Below are 14,719 nucleotides of genomic sequence, written 5' to 3' on the forward strand. Positions count from 1 at the left end.
TCAATTATTTGGGTTTTAGGCCCCTTGATCCGGAGTCCAACTCACATCTGTATTGAGCAAAATGGTTTGGATTTCTCTAAGGGCATCCCGATGAACTTCATTCGGATAATACACAAACCCTTCGAGGTAATACAATTTCCCTTTTTTCGCATCAACCATGAGATATCCTAGATAAGATCCTCCCATACTGATGTTGTTGGTCTTCCAGGAAGCCCTGATTTCTGTGGTAAAATTACCATTAATCTCCATGTTTCGGAAAGCGGGAACGATTTGTTTTTCAGTGACTACAAAGGAATTAGGGTCTTCCGGGTCTCCATAAATGTGGTCGTGAGTGATAGAGTCTCTGAGTTTCAGGATGTTCTCTGGGAAAGTTTGCTCTTCTGATACATAGTCGGTTTCATAAAAAAAGAGACTAATATCAGCACGATTTCCATTTGGTGTGGGTTGCCTTACCCATAAAAAGCCCGGTTCTGACTTTGCGACCTGATAAGAAGCTGGTACATTAATTTGGATTCCAAGGTTTTTTTCTGCTTCAGCATTCGCTTCAGAATTTTTTCTCGCCAAAAGGACCTTTTCCAATCTTCCTCTTTCTCTTACTTCAAAAAGGTTTTGAAGTTTATCAGCATTTGCCTTTAAGTTTTTGATCAATTGCTCGTCATTGTTCCCAAAAAGGTATAATACCTCTTGACCAATCGCATATTCATCTTCCACTCTTAGAGAATAGATGTTTGGATCATTTAGAGCTTTTTCTTTGGATTCCTTCGAAAATTGTTGGTTGATCACCTGTGAAGCAGAACTTTTGTCATCAAAAGTGGTAACATAGATCAAGTTAGTAGACATTTTGAGCATACGAGTCATTGCTCTTGGGTCCACTTGATGAACTTTGAAAATAGCTTCAGAACGCAACATGCCCGGTAGGTCTGCCTCGAGTATGCCTTTCAACTCATCCCCAACAGGTCCTGCATATTTAGCTGAATCAATGACTAAAATTATCTCACCGATTGAGCCGCGTGCTCTTGGTTTGGTACTATCTATGCCAGCTCCATCTCCTCCGCAAGAGTAAAGTGCTACGCAAAGGATAAATAAGCCTATAATTTTTGAAAGGGTTTTCATTCAGATACGGTTTGATTCTTTGGGAAAGTCAAAATAAACTATTTCCCATAGTAAATCAGAAAGTGATCACATCTTTTGGCTTTTGTTAAAAAAAATTAACTTTTTTCTAGTTGAAATTTGGGCCCTGAGGCCATTTTAGCCGATAATCAACTTCTGTCCTGGTTTGATATTATTGTTGTGAAGATTATTAAGGCGCTTGATTTGCTCCACTGTCAGGCCTTCATGACGTCTTGAAATAATCCACAAAGAGTCTCCAGGTTGTACGGTATAGGTTTTCTGACCATTGGAGTTAGTTTGAACCTGTGCGATAGCGCCTGTGGAGGCCGAATAAATGGTCAACCTTTGTCCCACTCGAATCAAATTGGAAGAAAGGCCATTCCATGATTTGATCTGGGAAACACTTACTCCATGTCTACTGGCGATTTTTCCCAACACATCTCCAGATTTTACTCGATATGTAATCCCTTCTCTTTGAATTTCCTGAGCTAAGGATTCTACAGGTTGAACGATGAGTTTGTCGCTAGCCAATAATGGCAAGGGAGCATTTCCCAAAGAGTCAGAAATCCAAGCAAGGTTTTCTTGAATAAACGGTGCTTTTGATTTGGGTACTCTCAAAGCCATTGTTCGGTTACTCTCAGGAACCTTCCGGTTTTTAATGGATGGGTTTAGTTTTTCCAGATCAGCAACACAAAGATTGGTCAATTCAGCTAGTTTTTCTAGACTCAATGCCCGATCAAACCTGATCTTTTCATAGGCTACTGCATAGGTAGGTTCCTCTGGGTGGAAGTTATGCTCATCCAAATGATTTAGAATATAGAGCATAGCCTGGAATTGAGGTATATAGCCTCTAGTCTCTCTAGGAAGGTAATTGTAGATTTCCCAGAAAGTCTTCTTTCCTCCTGATCTCCTGATCGCTTTCCTTACATTTCCAGGGCCACAATTGTATGCTGCCAAAGCCAGCTCCCAATCGCCGAACATTCTGTAAAGTGATTTGAGATATTTTGCTGCAGATTCGGTAGCTAGTTCGGGATCCATTCTATCATCTACATAAGGATTAACATTCATGCCATACATCCTGCCTGTTGCTGGCATGAATTGCCAAAGTCCCATTGCTCCAACTCTTGACCTAATTTGAGGGTCAAGGCCTGATTCAATAATAGCCAAATATTTTACCTCAAGGGGCATCTCATGTTTTTCCAACATTTCATCAAACATTGGGAAAAACAGGTCTTTTCGAGCTAAAACCATTTTGGTGTAGTCTCGATTCCTTACTGTAAAGTACTGTATAAAAGAAAAAATACGATCATTTAGCTTGAAAGGCATTTCAAGGTCCATTGACTTTATCCTGCTATCAATCTGATCATAGGTAAAGTCAGGAATGTACTCGTATTGGTAATTGGGCAGTACCTCTTCTTCGGAAAAAGTGGTGGCTGCTGCAACTTCATCTCCTTCCTCTTGAGAAAAGGCTTGGGGCAGATGTATCGTACACGTAAGAACGGCGAGTAGGAATGGTCTGGACCAAGTCATTTTCATTGGGTTTTTGTTATGGAGTTAGTTTTGTCAAATAATTACTGAATGCGTAGAGTTCTGCTTCTTTGAAGGAATTGGAAATCACTTGAAGCCCGATTGGCATTCCTTCTGAATCAGTTCCATTGGGAATCGAAATCGCCGGAACACCTGATACAGAAGCCTGTACAGTAAATAAATCTTCTAAGTACATAGCAACAGGATCATCTCTATGCTCACCAAACTTAAACGCTGAAGTTGGCGTAGTTGGCATAATAATATAATCAAAATCATTCAAAAGATCTTCTGTGAAGTCTTTAATTAATCTTCTGACTTTCTGTGCTTTTGTAAAATAAGCATCATAATAGCTGGCACTTAAAACAAAAGTACCCAACATGATGCGCTTTTTCACTTCCTCCCCAAATCCTTCGGATCTGGTTAGTTTATACATGCTTTCAAGATTGTGTGCATTTGGGCTCCTATAGCCATATTTGACACCATCAAACCTCGAAAGGTTGGAACTGGCTTCAGCAGTGGTCAAGATGTAATAGGTAGGAAGAACGTATTCTAATAAAGGGAAATTCACTTCCTGTATCTCATGACCTTCACTTTTTAGCTTTTCTAAAATAGCCAAAGTATGTTCCTTGATTTCCGGCTGTAAGGAAGGGGATTCAATGGTTTCTTTGAGGTAAGCAACTTTGGCTTTTTTCTCAAAATGCAACAATTCTGAATAATGCAAGACTGGCTTTCGGGAAGATGTGCTGTCAAACTCATCATGTCCAGCCATTACTTCCATGATCAGTGCATTATCTTTCACTGTATGGGAGAATACTCCAATGGTATCAAAAGATGAGGCATAAGCAATCAGCCCCCATCTCGAAACTCTCGAGTAAGTAGGCTTCATTCCGATCACTCCAGTAAAAGCTGCTGGTTGTCTCACAGATCCACCAGTGTCAGTTCCCAAAGATGCAGTACATAAGTTAGCCTGAACAGCTACGGCCGAACCCCCAGAGGAACCCCCTGGAACTCTGTTCTCATCTACAGCATTCAAAACCTTTCCATGAGCAGAATTCTCGTTCGAAGAACCCATTCCAAATTCGTCACAGTTCAGTCGGCCCAAAATAATGGCGTCTTGATCTATAAGTCTTTGTATCGCAGTGGTGGTGAATTGAGCTTCGTATCCTTCTAAAATAGCAGAAGAGGCATTTGACTCATGTCCTTGATAGCACAATACGTCTTTGATTCCGATGACCATTCCAGCCAGTTTTCCGGCTTTTCCGGCAGCTAGCTTTTCATCGATTTCTTTGGCCTTTTCTAAAGCGGATTGCTCATAAACTTCAACGAAGGCGTTGAGATGCGCCTTCGTTTGAATGTTTTGTAAATAATGACTGACTATCGCTTGACAATCAGTCTCTTTTTTCTCGAGCGATTTTTGAATTTCGTCGAATGAAATAAATTTTTCCAAAGCTTATTGGCTTAAGGGATTACTTTTTCTTGTCTTTAAGTCCCTCTTCAAGATCGTTTTGAATGTCTTTGGTAGCATCTTTGAACTCTCTGATTCCACGGCCTAGGCCTCTTGCCAATTCAGGGATTCTTTTAGCACCAAATAAAAGGAGGATAACTAAAACGATCAATACGATCGAGCCACCGCCCATGTTTTGAATAAAACCCAATGTTGTCATGATTACTTTTGGTTTAGGGTAAATAGGATCACAAAGATATAACTGTCATTGGCTTAGACAAAGAAGCTTTGTAACTCTGTGAATCTTTTTATTGAATATACGAATTTTAAACCTATTTGGACGTGATCCAAGTAGAAGGATTCATTTTTTGAAGGCCTTTCCAAGTTTGGAAGTGGACCTCTGCCTCACCGTTTGCATCGGTAGCGACTTGGCCAATTACGTCTTTTGCCTTGACAGTCTGACCTGATTTTACAGAAACGGACTTAAGCTTACTGTATAAGGTATAATATTCCCCATGTTTGATCAAAACGGTCTCGCCATATCCCGGCATGGAAGCTACTTTGGCAACTGTCCCATCAAAGACTGATCGAACATTGGAATTTGGTTGGGTTCTGATATTGATTCCATCATTTTGAACATAAATCCCCTTCAATGATGGATGGGGGTTGTTTCCATAAGTCATCGTAACAAAACCCGTTTCCACAGGCCAAGGTAATCTTCCTTTATTTCCTGCGAAAGAACTGGACAAAGCTGCGGCTTCTGGTGTGAGCGGCATACTACTTCCGGAAGATTTGGTTGCGGTACTATTTTCTTTTTTAGCTGCTGCTTCTGCAAGACGAATTTCTTCTTCAATAGCTCTTCTGATCATCGACTCCAATTGCTGCTGTTGCTTTTTGGTGGCAGTGATCTGTTTTTTGATATCTGTTTCTTTTCTAGTCAGAATATTGACCATTCCCTGCTGGTCTTTGCGAAGTTGTTCCAATTTGGCTCGTTCGCTTTGTTCCTCAGCAAGAACCTTTTGTTTGTCAGCTTTTCTGACATCCAAAAGCTTTCTCTCTTCTTCCAGCTCCACAGAAAGGACTTCTATTTGTGCCGCCTGTTGTTTTCTGCTGTCGGTATACTGCTTGAGATACTTTAATCTCATGTAAAGCTGATTGAAAGATCCTGAGCTAAAAACGAAGGCTACTATGGATAAGTTCCTATTCATTTTGGAAGCATTGTAAACCATTCGAGCATATTCAGCTTTCAAGTCTTTCAGTTCTTGTTCCAAACTTGAAATCTTATCCTCGTTTTCATTGATTTCTTGGTCCAATAGCTTCACCTCTCTAGCTAAGGTGTTAACTAATCTAGTTTGAGTTTGAAACTGTCTAGTGATGGCATTCAACTCTCCAATGGAGGTTTTTTTGGTAGCTGTCGTTTGCTTTAAGATTGCATCAAACTCTCTCAATTTTGCTTGAACTTCAGCTTTTTCCTTCTCTAATTCTTCTCTTGTTTTGCTTGTCTGCGAGAAGGCATTGCCGGAAACAAGTCCAAAAAGAAATAATGTAAAACCAAAAATCAGGGCAAATTGACGCATGCTAGCTTTTTAGAATCTAAATGGGAAGCTTAATGGAGATGATTGAGGATCGATATTTACCCATTCCAAATTAATGATGGTATTCTGGGTTCCTTCTGGAAGTTTATAGGCCAATTTATAAAGAACGTCGGCTGGAAACGGTTTGCCATTGATGTCTTGATAAGTTGCAAAGCTAGCCAATAAACTGCCTCGGTCATCCAGAGAATTACTGACAAGTTCTGAGACTTTTGCATAGTTAACGTCTACTTTGCTAAAATAGCGTACCCGCTCGCGTACTTGTGTTAATTCATAGGCTTTGCCCACTCGGACTAGGCGGTCACTGTAATCAAAAACATAGGGTGGATTGGCCCAAAGGAGGTTTTGAAAAAGATCAAGTGAAAGCTTTAAACCATAATAATTTTCAAATTCGGCAAATGTCAAATTCACATCCTCTTTTCCCAGTCTGTCCTTTATTTGGATTTTTTCTTGAGTAATCAAACCTCTAACTGCCTCCATTCCCATTCCTGGAGAGATTGTAAACCAAAGAACACTGTCTTTTTTTGCCCGAAGGTTCATGGTTCCTCTGGTGATTTTACCGGACTCTTCCTCAATTACTATTTTGGCTTTGGCACTGATAAAATCAAAGTCTGCATAGACAGGGGAGAAGTCCTCCATTTTTCCATCAGATTCAAATAAGACAGTTTTTTTAGCACAAGAATTCAAAAAAATCACACTTACGATCAGTAGGAGTGGGGTCAGAAATTTACTCATGGTATTTTCCATCTTTGATTTTTAAGGGCAATTTTTCAGAAGCCTCAGGGCTATCTGCAGCTTTCTTCCAATAGCTAATCGCCTCTGTTTTGTCACCTAAATGATAAAGGATATCTCCAAAATGTTCCAGCATTACACCACTAGGCTCATTTTCATGCTCCATGGCCAAAGCCATATACTTTTTAGCATCTTCATAATCTCCCAGCTGGAATAATACCCAAGCGTATGTATCCAAAAAAGTGCCATTGTCTGGAAATTTCTTAACAACTTTTTCAGACATGGTTTTTGCTTTCTCCAAATCCTGCTTTTCTAGGGAAAGGAAATAGGCGTAATTGTTCAGTGTTTGCTCGTCATTCGGGTTTAAAGCAAGTGCTTTTTCAAAGTAACTGAAGGCCGAATCTTTTTCTCCCAAATTGTAAAGGGAACTTCCTAAAGAGCCAAAAGCAACTTGATCCATTTGGGCATTGGCATTATTGTTTAATTCAATTGCTTTCTCCAAAGAAACGACTGCCGCACTGTCTTTTTTTACTGCAGACTTTACCACTCCATCGTAGAACCAGAATTCTGGATTCTCAGGAAATTCATCTACTCCCATGACGGTGTATTTTTCTGCCTCAACGAAATCAGGGTTTTCACCAAAAGAACCCAAAATCACCTGCTCCAATAATTTGGCGTTTTTCGGATTCAGATTAAGTGATTTTTTAAAAAGACCAATGGCTTCTTCCTGTTGGTTTTCTCTAGCCTTTCTTTCTCCCAAAGCCTCATAGATCGCCGCATTCTCTGGTTCTGTCTCCATCATATAGCCTGAGAGCGTATCCAAAAGCTTTTCTCTTTCCGGCGTTTTAATCTCATTCAAAAATGAAATAAAAGCTCTGGATTTGACCTCTGGATCTAAGTCCGGACTTGAAAAAGCTTGAATTAGGTATTTATTAGACTTTTGGATGTCTCCTTTTTCTTTCCAAAGAGAATGGGCAGCCATCTGCAATTCCGGTTGATTTGGGTATTTGCCCATTTCAGTATTTACCAAATCAAGAGCATCATCCAGCCGGTTATTGTTATATAAGATTTCGACTAGGTTGAGTACGTAATTCGGGTTGCCTGGTCTTGCTTCGATTAGCTTTTCGCCCTCTTCAATTGCTTTTGAAAGTTCATTTTTTTGAAGATAAATTCGTTGTTTTTGGATCGTAATTGGTTCCATTACACCATAATATTCCTCTGCTCTGTCTAAAACCACCAAAGCTTTATCAAATTCTTTGGCATTCAAAAGAATAGATGCTAAATCCAAATTGTACTGTTGGTTATGCTCCCCGTCTGCAGTCAATTGATCCAGAATCTCGGCAGCCTTTAGTGGTTGTTTGAGATTGGTATAAATCTCAGCCACCATCAAGGCGTAATATTTATTTTGAGGATCAAGTTCTACTGCCTTTTCAGCAAATGGAAGTGCTTTTTCAGCTTGGTTTGCTCGAGAATAGATTTCTGCAATTTTGTAGTTAATAGCAGGTTCGTCAGGAGTGAGTTCCAGTGATTTTTGAAAATAAAAAAATGCTTTGTCAAGGTCGCCTAAGTTCATTTGCTTAGTGCCTTCTATAAAATAACGACTGGCCATGGCCTCCGTTTCTTGCTGTTTTCTCTCTTTTTTGGAAAGCTTTTCTTGAGAAAAACCATTCCAGACAATCAGTGAGAGAAGTGTATATAGAATTAGAAATTTCTTTGAAATCACGAGATACAGGTGTTGAGAATCAGATCACAAACATAATGCCTTTTGATGAAAGGCTTTTAGAAAGATTCTTTCAAAAAGAATCAGGTGTGTAACATACAAAAGCAAAAAATGATCCCAATTATTTTAGGAAGTTTTTCTCTTTAGATTTTTTAGGGTCTCTTTTTCCAATAAAATCAAAATAAGTGCAAATGGAATCAGTAGTCCATTTTTGCCAATGAAGTTTAAAACTGGACTGCCTAGATCCATAAAGAATCCAGCGTAACTGAGTGCAAATGCAAATATGAGATAGAGTACATCTTTACCTGTCTGATATGGGATTGGATAAAACTTTTGGCCATAAACAAAGCAAAGGATACACATCACCAAATAGCAAAGAATTGTGCTCAGGGACCCTCCTATATATCCGTATTTTGGAACTATAAGGAAGATCACAAGCAAAGTGACTACAGCACCTGCTAGAGTAATCCAAAAGCTATATTTGGTCTGGTCAGTGATTTTGAACCAAATGGAAAGATTGAAATAAATACCCAATAGTAAATATCCCATCAAGAGCATAGGTACGATAAACATTCCGGATTCATAAACTTCATTTCTTAAAAATAGGGGGCCTACCCAAAACAAATTGACCGATATAGCCACCATCAGGAATGAACAGAAAATGATAAAAGCATGCATCACTTTCCCATAAAGCTGCGGGCTGTCTTTATCATTGGAATTACTAAAGAAAAATGGTTCTGCTGCATATTTGAAGGCTTGAACCACCAAATTCATTAGAATAGCGAGTTTGAAATTTGCCCCGAAAACACCCCCTGCTTCCCTGCTCGTCATTCCGGAATAGAAATTCTCAGGGAGTAAATATTCGAAAAGAAATCTTGATAGTAATTCATTGGTAACTCCTGCCAATCCCATGAAAAGAAGAGGAATGGAATAATCCCACATGGGTTTGAGGATTTCTTTTTCCAGTTTGAATCTGAAAAGTCCGGCTTTCCACCAGACAAATGGAATAATCAATCCATTGGCAAAAAGGTTGGCCAGCAAAATATATTCAACCCCCCAATCTGAACGATATCCTAAGAATCCATCCGGAATGATTCCTTCTGCAATCATTTTTGGAAAAATGGCAATCAAAAGAATATTGAAAGCCACATTCATGAAGATGTTGAGAAGTTTGGCTGTTGCAAAGACAATAGGCCTGTTGTCTAATCTCAGCTTTGCAAATGGAATAGCCAGAATCGCGTCAAAAGATAGAATTAAGGCTGTCCATCTAAATAGATAAGCTTGGCCTGGATAATCCATCCAAATTGATAGAGATGGAGCTAACAAATAAAGCCCGGTTCCAAGACCGAGAGTTGTTAGGATTAGTAAGGACTGAGTATTGTTGTAAACTCGATTGGGATCTAAGTTTTTTCCGGTTGAAAAACGGAAAAAACTGGTTTCCATTCCGTAGGTGAAAATGATATTTAAAAATCCGACCAGAGCATAGATACTTGTAAAGGAACCCATGGATTCCGTGCTCAGATACTCTGTATATAGAATAATCAGTAAAAAATTAATGGACCGGCCCAAAATGCTGCTCAGTCCATAAATTGCGGTTTGCCCGGCGAGTTTTTTTAAACTACTCATGAAGTACCAAGGGACTTATTCTCCCTTGAAAATTGGTTTTCTTTTCTCTAAAAATGCACTGGTTCCCTCCACATAATCTCCGGATTTCACGCAACGTGCAAAGCTGTTTGCCTCTGTTTGGAATCCGTTTTCATCCGATAAAAAGGCTGCATTGACACAGTCAACAATCATTCCAATTGCAAGAGGAGCTTTGGACATAATTTTGGCAATGATTTCTTCTGCCTTGTCCATAGCGTCTATTTTGGTAGGTAAAACATAATTGACCAGATTCAATTTGAGTGCCTCATCGGCTCCGATCATATCTCCTGTCATCATCAATTCATTGGCTTTGCCTCTGCCTACCAAAATGGTTAAGCGCTGAGTGCCACCGTAACCTGGTATAATTCCCAAGTTTACTTCAGGTTGGCCAAATTTTGCATTTGCTGTAGCAATACGAATATGACAAGCCATCGCCAATTCACATCCACCACCCAAAGTATAGCCGTTTGTTACAGCAATAACCGGTTTGTGGCAGTTTTCAATCATGGCAAAAATTTCTTGACCGTTCTCAGCAAATTTGCGGGCATTCACCTCATTCAATTCTGAGATTTCTTGGATATCAGCACCAGCTACGAAAGCTTTTTCTCCAGATCCTGTGATAATTACAGCCTTGATGCCTTTGTTATCGACAACCTCCTCGAAAATCTCCCTCAGTTCGTCTAACGTAGCAAAATTGAGTGCATTCATTTTGTCTTCCCTGTTTACGGTCAGGTAAAGAACGCCGTCTTTTTCTTCAGTTAGAATATTTCGAAAATCTTCCATAGAATATGAATTCAGTAAGAAACAAATATACAAGAGGGGTAGCCAATCCCAAATTACATCTTGGGAAAATCCAAAAACTGTGAAATCCTCAAATAAGAAATGTGTCCAGCTTTTTGATCTAAATTAATCATTTTCAAGGCTCCGTCCAGCATTTTTTATTTACTTTTGCCCCAGAAAAATTTAAACCAAATCCAAATTATATATGTCTTCAAAAAGAAAAATCACTGTTGCCTACGGTGATGGTATCGGACCAGAGATCATGAAAGCCACATTGAATATTCTAGAAGCCGCTGGTGCGCAATTAGAATATGATGTGATTGAAATCGGTGAGCAGGTTTATTTGAAAGGAATTTCTTCCGGAATGGAACCTAGTGCTTTCGATTCTCTTCGTGAAACCAAAGTATTTTTGAAGTCTCCAATTACCACTCCTCAAGGTGGTGGATTTAAGTCATTGAACGTGACAACCCGTACTTCTTTCGGTTTGTATGCGAACGTAAGACCTTGTAAATCTTTCTCTCCATTCATTCAGACTCATTTTCCTGAGACTGATATGGTCATCATTCGTGAGAACGAAGAGGATTTATATGCAGGAATAGAGCACAGACAAACTCAGGAAGTTGTACAGTCTTTGAAATTGATTTCTAGACCGGGATCTGAGAAAATTATCCGTTATGCATTTGAATATGCTAAGAAAAACGGTCGTCAAAAAGTGACTTGTATGACCAAGGATAACATCATGAAGTTGGCGGATGGATTATTCCACAAGACTTTTGATGAAATCGCAAAAGAATACCCAGATATCAAAGCTGATCACAAAATCATAGATATCGGAACTGCTTTGATCGCTGATAGACCGGAGATGTTCGATGTGGTTGTTACTTTGAACTTGTATGGTGATATTATTTCCGATGTAGCTGCTCAAGTAACTGGTTCAGTTGGTTTGGGAGGTTCTGCCAACGTAGGTGAGGAAGTGGCTATGTTCGAAGCAATCCACGGATCTGCTCCAGATATCGCAGGAATGGACCTTGCAAACCCTTCAGGTTTGTTGAACGGTGCAATCATGATGTTGGTGCATATCGGTCAGCCAGAAGTTGCTGAGAAAGTTGCCAATGCTTGGATGAAAACTTTGGAGGACGGAATCCACACAGGAGATATCTATCAAGAAGAACTTTCTACCAAGAAAGTAGGTACTCAGGAATTTGCTGCCGCTGTCATTGAAAGAATGGGGCAGAAGCCAGAGAAAATGACTCCTGCCTCTTTCAATACTGAAGATACAGAGCCAATGAATATCTTCGTTACTGACAAGCCAAAGCAAGATAAAAAGTTGATTGGGGTTGATGTTTTCGTTGATTGGAATGAAAGCGGAAGAGATCCTCAAGTATTGGGTGAGACTTTGAGAAAAGCCAATGCAGCGGGTCTTCAGTTGACCTTGATCACTAACCGTGGTATCAAAGTATTCCCAGGTGGAATGAAGGAATCTTTCTGTACTGATCACTGGAGATGTAGATTCCAAAATGCTGAGCAATCAGAAATTTCTCCAGCTCAGATTCTGGATCTATTGAAGCAAATCGGAGACTTAGGATTGGAATTCATCCAAGTTGCTAATTTGTATTCTTTCGACGGCGTGAGAGGTTATTCCTTGGCTCAAGGAGAATAAGACTTGAAATTTGAAATTCAAGATTTGAAATTGGATTTCGATTTACAATAAAATTAAAGATTAAGGGAGGAAGGAATTTCTCCCTTTCTTTTTGTCCTATATTTTTCCAATTTCGGTGTTGTATGGAGCACAAACTTTCCAAAAGAGTACTAATCATTACCTATTATTGGCCGCCTAGTGCGGGTTCAGGGGTTCAGCGCTGGCTGAAATTTGCCAAATATCTTCCTGAGGCCTATTGGGAACCAGTCATTTTTACTCCGGAAAACCCAGATTTTGATTTGCAAGATGAATCCTTGTTAAAAGAGATTCCAGAATCCTTAGAAGTGATCAAATTCCCTATTTGGGAACCTTATTCCTTGGTTTCAAAAATCAGGGGAAAAGGAAAAAGTCATCCAGCTAGGATGCTGGAACAAAAAGATAAAGGATGGATTGAGAAAGCATCCATTTGGTTGAGAGCTAATTACCTGGTGCCGGACCCAAGAGTGTTTTGGGTGAAGCCTTCGGTTAAATTTTTGACTGATTTGCTTTCCAATGGACAATTTGAGGCCATAATTACGACCGGGCCTCCCCATTCCATGCACTTGATCGGTAGAGATCTGAAAAGGAAAACGGGCATCAAATGGATTGCGGATTTTCGTGACCCTTGGTCCGAATGGGAGTTTTTGGACACACTTCCTATGAAGGATTCTGTTCGCCAAAAGCATCAAAAACTCGAGAAAGAAGTTTTGAAAGAAGCGGATCAGGTATTGACTATTTCCCCAACTTTTCAGAGGGATTTGGAGAAAATCAGCAGGCGGAAAATCAAATTATTAACCAATGGCTTTGATCCAGCAGATTTACCTCAAGGATTTCAGTCGAAGAAAAAAGAAAAAGGAAAGCTGCATTTGGTTTATACAGGAATCATTGATGCTATCCGAAATCCAATTCCACTTTTGAAATCTATCAAAGAAGAGTTCAAAGGGACGGGAGAAGAGGTAAGTATGAGTTTCGTAGGAAAAGTAAGTGAGCCGGTTCAGGAATTTGTAAAAAATGACAATTGGTTAAAAGAGCACATCAAGTTTCCTGGATATGTAAGTCATCAAGAGGTATTTGATTTTTATGCCAATGCAGATGCTTTGGTGTTGATCCTGACCGATACCAAAAACGCAAAAGGCAATATTCCCGGGAAGCTTTTTGAATATTTAGCGATAGGAATACCTGTTTTAGCTCTTGGAGATCCTAATGGAGATTCTGCTCAGCTTTTAAAAGCTTCAATTCAAAATCAAGTGCTTTCTCATGAAAATTTGGTAGGCATTCAAGTAGCTTTGAGGAAAATAATGGATGGAGATTTTGCCGGAGAAAGTGGTGGGAATCCTGATGAGTATTCCCGAAAGAATTTAGCAATCAAACTTGGAGGAATCCTCGATGAAAATTCCCTTTCTTGATTTAAGTCGAATGGATGAGGTCTTGCAAACCGACTTGAAAGACAAGTTTGCAAAGGTTTTGCTAGAAGGTAGATTTTCCTTTGGGGAAGAGGTCTGGACTTTTGAAAAAAGAGTGGGAGATAAGCTAAAAAGTCCCCATGCCGTTTCTTGTGCCAATGGGACCGATGCTGGTGATGAAGTAATCGTTCCTGCCATGACTTGGGTGAGTACAGCTGAAGTAGTTTTGATGGTTGGGGCAAACCTATTTTTTGGGATACAGATGCATGTGGTCTGCTGAAATCAGATTGGGAAAAAGCGATAGCCCCCAAAAACCAAGGCAGTGATTCCTGTTCATTTGTATGGGAAAATGATTCCTATGTCTGAATTGATGACTCAGGCCAAAAAGGCTAATATTTCTGTCATTGAAGATGCAGCACAGGCTTTTGGAACCTTTCAGGATGGAAAAGCCGCCGGTACTTGGGGAGATGTGGGTTGTTTGAGTTTTTACCCAACCAAAAACTTGGGAGCCCTGGGAGAAGGCGGGATGTGTTTGACAAACCAAAAAGCTCTTGCTGAAAAAATCAGGCTCCTTTCCAATCATGGTCAAGCCCAACGTGATGAACATACTTTGGTGGGAAGAAATAGTCGGATCGATACGCTACAGGCTGCTTTTTTTAATGTATTGCTGGATAGATTTGATAAGTTTCAAGAGAAAAGAAAGAAGCTGGCTGGAATCTATTGGCAGGAGCTGGTTGGAATAAAAGAATTGACTTTGCCTCCAGCAGCAGAAGATTCCAATCTTCATTTTTTTGTGATCTAAACCGAAAAGCGGGATTTATTAAAAGAATTCCTTCAAAGCAATGGTGTTGGAACAGCCATTCATTATCCCACTATTGTTCCTGATATTCAAGTTTACAAACAGGAAGGTGATTTTGCCAAAGCCAGAAAACTCAGTCAAAATGGACTTTCTCTACCTTTGAACCCTTGGCTGGAGGAGAAGGAAGTGATGGAGGTTTGTGGGTTGGTGAGGGAGTTTTTTAATGGGTGAGCTAACAAAAAAAATCAGCACCTACCAAAACCTCTTAAATTTTGATAGATGCTGAATTT

At 39.8% G+C, this 14,719-nt stretch carries 11 protein-coding genes and 1 pseudogene; 3 read left to right on the top strand and 9 right to left on the bottom strand.

Features of this window, described 5'->3' with window-relative positions; all coding sequences use genetic code 11:
- Positions 1-15: 15 nt before the first annotated feature.
- The 9 genes from O0V13_RS08830 to O0V13_RS08870 form a co-directional block, all read right to left on the bottom strand.
- A complete protein-coding gene (locus O0V13_RS08830; protein WP_268034619.1) occupies positions 16-1,113 on the bottom strand; it encodes a DUF4837 family protein in 1,098 nt (365 codons plus the stop codon).
- 135 nt (positions 1,114-1,248) lie between these two features.
- Complete coding sequence (locus O0V13_RS08835) at positions 1,249-2,640, bottom strand: LysM peptidoglycan-binding domain-containing protein (RefSeq protein ID WP_326492713.1); 1,392 nt, start codon at positions 2,638-2,640, stop codon at positions 1,249-1,251.
- Positions 2,641-2,656: 16 nt separating this feature from the next.
- The gene (gene gatA, locus O0V13_RS08840) at positions 2,657-4,084 is read right to left on the bottom strand and encodes an Asp-tRNA(Asn)/Glu-tRNA(Gln) amidotransferase subunit GatA (protein WP_268034621.1); all 1,428 of its coding nucleotides are present in this window, start codon (positions 4,082-4,084) and stop codon (positions 2,657-2,659) included.
- A 19-nt stretch (positions 4,085-4,103) separates the two neighbouring features.
- Entirely contained in the window at positions 4,104-4,301 is a 198-nt protein-coding gene (tatA, locus tag O0V13_RS08845) for a twin-arginine translocase TatA/TatE family subunit (protein ID WP_026956738.1), read from the bottom strand.
- Between the two features lie 112 nt (positions 4,302-4,413).
- On the bottom strand, positions 4,414-5,658 hold the full coding sequence (locus O0V13_RS08850; protein WP_268034622.1) for a murein hydrolase activator EnvC family protein: 1,245 nt from the start codon (positions 5,656-5,658) through the stop codon (positions 4,414-4,416).
- A 9-nt stretch (positions 5,659-5,667) separates the two neighbouring features.
- A complete protein-coding gene (locus O0V13_RS08855; RefSeq protein ID WP_268034623.1) occupies positions 5,668-6,408 on the bottom strand; it encodes a DUF4292 domain-containing protein in 741 nt (246 codons plus the stop codon).
- The gene (locus O0V13_RS08860) at positions 6,401-8,128 is read right to left on the bottom strand and encodes a tetratricopeptide repeat protein (protein WP_268034624.1); all 1,728 of its coding nucleotides are present in this window, start codon (positions 8,126-8,128) and stop codon (positions 6,401-6,403) included. Before O0V13_RS08860 ends, O0V13_RS08855 begins: the two co-directional genes overlap by 8 nt.
- Positions 8,129-8,251: 123 nt before the next feature.
- Positions 8,252-9,751, bottom strand: a complete 1,500-nt coding sequence (locus tag O0V13_RS08865) for a lipopolysaccharide biosynthesis protein (RefSeq protein WP_268034625.1) — start codon at positions 9,749-9,751, stop codon at positions 8,252-8,254.
- A gap of 15 nt (positions 9,752-9,766) precedes the next feature.
- Positions 9,767-10,552, bottom strand: a complete 786-nt coding sequence (locus O0V13_RS08870) for an enoyl-CoA hydratase/isomerase family protein (protein ID WP_268034626.1) — start codon at positions 10,550-10,552, stop codon at positions 9,767-9,769.
- Between the two features lie 202 nt (positions 10,553-10,754).
- On the opposite strand from O0V13_RS08870, the gene O0V13_RS08875 reads away from it, so the two are divergent.
- From O0V13_RS08875 to O0V13_RS08885, 3 genes and pseudogenes are all read left to right on the top strand, one after another.
- The gene (locus O0V13_RS08875; RefSeq protein ID WP_268034627.1) at positions 10,755-12,209 is read left to right on the top strand and encodes an NADP-dependent isocitrate dehydrogenase; all 1,455 of its coding nucleotides are present in this window, start codon (positions 10,755-10,757) and stop codon (positions 12,207-12,209) included.
- A gap of 122 nt (positions 12,210-12,331) precedes the next feature.
- On the top strand, positions 12,332-13,633 hold the full coding sequence (locus tag O0V13_RS08880; protein WP_268034628.1) for a glycosyltransferase family 4 protein: 1,302 nt from the start codon (positions 12,332-12,334) through the stop codon (positions 13,631-13,633).
- Between the two features lie 10 nt (positions 13,634-13,643).
- Positions 13,644-14,660, top strand: a pseudogene (locus O0V13_RS08885) (DegT/DnrJ/EryC1/StrS family aminotransferase).
- Positions 14,661-14,719 lie beyond the last annotated feature (59 nt).

The sequence above is a fragment of the Algoriphagus sp. PAP.12 genome (assembly GCF_026652115.1).
Taxonomy (GTDB): Bacteria; Bacteroidota; Bacteroidia; order Cytophagales; family Cyclobacteriaceae; genus Algoriphagus.

Excerpts from the sequence above, each read along its gene's own strand:
- O0V13_RS08830 (WP_268034619.1), bottom strand. The coding sequence starts at position 1,113 with ATGAAAACCCTTTCAAAAATTATAGGCTTATTTATCCTTTGCGTAGCA.
- O0V13_RS08835 (WP_326492713.1), bottom strand. The coding sequence starts at position 2,640 with ATGACTTGGTCCAGACCATTCCTACTCGCCGTTCTTACGTGTACGATA.
- tatA (WP_026956738.1), bottom strand. The coding sequence starts at position 4,301 with ATGACAACATTGGGTTTTATTCAAAACATGGGCGGTGGCTCGATCGTA.
- O0V13_RS08850 (WP_268034622.1), bottom strand. The coding sequence starts at position 5,658 with ATGCGTCAATTTGCCCTGATTTTTGGTTTTACATTATTTCTTTTTGGA.
- O0V13_RS08855 (WP_268034623.1), bottom strand. The coding sequence starts at position 6,408 with ATGAGTAAATTTCTGACCCCACTCCTACTGATCGTAAGTGTGATTTTT.
- O0V13_RS08865 (WP_268034625.1), bottom strand. The coding sequence starts at position 9,751 with ATGAGTAGTTTAAAAAAACTCGCCGGGCAAACCGCAATTTATGGACTG.
- O0V13_RS08870 (WP_268034626.1), bottom strand. The coding sequence starts at position 10,552 with ATGGAAGATTTTCGAAATATTCTAACTGAAGAAAAAGACGGCGTTCTT.
- O0V13_RS08875 (WP_268034627.1), top strand. The coding sequence starts at position 10,755 with ATGTCTTCAAAAAGAAAAATCACTGTTGCCTACGGTGATGGTATCGGA.
- O0V13_RS08880 (WP_268034628.1), top strand. The coding sequence starts at position 12,332 with ATGGAGCACAAACTTTCCAAAAGAGTACTAATCATTACCTATTATTGG.